This window comes from Erysipelatoclostridium sp. An15 (assembly GCF_002160675.1).
Lineage (GTDB): Bacteria > Bacillota_I > Bacilli_A > Erysipelotrichales > Coprobacillaceae > Thomasclavelia > Thomasclavelia merdavium.
In genome coordinates this window covers 1-1,891 of the sequence record NZ_NFLA01000102.1, presented here as the reverse complement: position 1 = coordinate 1,891, position 1,891 = coordinate 1, and the positions used below count along the sequence as shown (strand labels likewise).

Below are 1,891 nucleotides of genomic sequence, written 5' to 3'. Positions count from 1 at the left end.
TGTTTAAATTCATCACTATAGGTTCTTCTTTCTCTTGCCATTTTAGTTTACCTCACTTTTACTTTCTAAATTGTAACAGTTCTCTTAGAAACTGTCCAATTTAGTGTAACCTATCCAAACACTAATTGTAAAGGTTATGGATATCATTACAATACCGAAAAAATAGAAATAAAATTAAAAAGAATATTAGAAGAATTAACAATATTTATGCTTTCTATGGATAATGAAATTATCACTTGTAATTCTACTAAAAGTAATGATGTAAAAGAAATAGAAAAAGCTATTGAAAAATTAAAAGTGCAAGAAAAAAGATTAGTTGATTTATATTTAAGTTCTACTTTGGATGTAGAAACAATTAACCACAAAAATGAAGTAATAAAAAAAGAAATAGATAAATTAACTAAAAAGAAAACTACTCTTGATCCAGATAACTCTTCAAAAGAATATACAATAGAACTTGTTAAAAAACTAGATTGTATTGAAGAAAATGATAATCTAATTTTTACAAATATTAAAAATATAGGTTTTACTTTTCTTTATGATTTACTAACAAGAAAAGCAAAACGAGATTTAATTCATAGACTTATATCTCAAATAGAAATAACTAGAGATAAAAATTATAACATTGATATTAAAAATATAAAATTTACAGATGAACTAATAACAAAAAGCAATAAAGAATATATAAAATATCTTAATAAAATTATGGAAAACAATAATATTGGTATCAAATTTTATAAAGAAATTAACAAAGAAAAATTAAAAAATATAGAATTAGATTATGATATTTTATCTATAAAAAAAATGAAATTAAATAAATGAATATTTCACTTTAAAAATCGAATAGTGTTACTTGTTTGATGTCGTCATCACACCAGTGTGATGACGATTTTTCTTTTATTTTTGTTTTTCCTTTCTACAATAGAATTGTAAGGAGTCCCACCTTACATCTATATTGCATGAAAGGAGGTCATTTTTATCATGGCAAAGGAAAAAGAAATTTTAAGACTTCGATCGTTAGGAATGTCTCAAAAGGCTATCATGTCTGTCGTTCATTGTGCAAGCAGAAAAATAAAATCCACCTATGAAAAGGCTGATGAACTTTCTATAACATATGAACTTATTAAAGATAAAACTGACGATGAAATTGAAGAAATATTTGGGAACAAGAAGGAGGTGATTTATTATCATGAAAGACCAGATTATGATTATGTTCATAAGGAACTATTAAAGCCTGGTGTCACTGTTATGCTTCTATGGGAAGAATATGTTGAAAGATGCAAGCTTGAGAATAAACCGTTTCTTAAATATACTCAGTTCTCAAAACTTTACAAGAAACATGTTGAGAAGAATAATCTAACAATGCATATTGGACAAAAACCGGGTGAAAAGGTTGAAGTCGATTTTGCAGGACAGACTTTACCAATCTATGATCTGTCACGAAGACAAATCATATCCAAAGCTTATCTTTTCGTTGCAGTGCTTCCTTTTAGTCAATATATTTATTGTGAAGCAACCGACAACATGAAACAGGAAAGCTGGATTAATCTTCATATCAACATGTTAAGATTCTTTGGTGGAGTTCCATTGATGATTGTCCCTGACAATTTAAAAACAGGTATCATATCTCATAAAAAATATGAAGATATCATCATTAATAAAGCATATCAAGAAATGGCTGAATACTATGATACTGTCATTATACCTGCTAGAGTTAAGAAGCCAAAAGATAAAGCATCTGTGGAATCAAGTGTTGGCATTCTTACAACTCAGTGTTAATGTCAATATAAAATTTACCAAAAGTGTTAGTTTAATTTTCACCAGTTCTGGTTGTTATGATCATCATCCTCAATCATGGATATCTTATCCTTTGTTCGATATGACCTTCCTG

2 protein-coding genes are annotated in these 1,891 nt (G+C 27.4%); both read left to right on the top strand.

Annotation, left to right across the window (positions count from 1 at the left end; genetic code table 11):
* Positions 1 to 216 precede the first annotated feature (216 nt).
* A complete protein-coding gene (locus tag B5E92_RS15160) occupies positions 217 to 822 on the top strand; it encodes a hypothetical protein (RefSeq protein WP_143357607.1) in 606 nt (201 codons plus the stop codon).
* Between the two features lie 159 nt (positions 823 to 981).
* The gene (istA, locus tag B5E92_RS15155) at positions 982 to 1,779 is read left to right on the top strand and encodes an IS21 family transposase (protein WP_087303525.1); all 798 of its coding nucleotides are present in this window, start codon (positions 982 to 984) and stop codon (positions 1,777 to 1,779) included.
* Positions 1,780 to 1,891 lie beyond the last annotated feature (112 nt).

Coding starts and splice junctions, on each gene's coding strand:
- istA (WP_087303525.1), top strand. CDS start 982: ATGGCAAAGGAAAAAGAAATTTTAAGACTTCGATCGTTAGGAATGTCT.
- B5E92_RS15160 (WP_143357607.1), top strand. CDS start 217: ATGGATAATGAAATTATCACTTGTAATTCTACTAAAAGTAATGATGTA.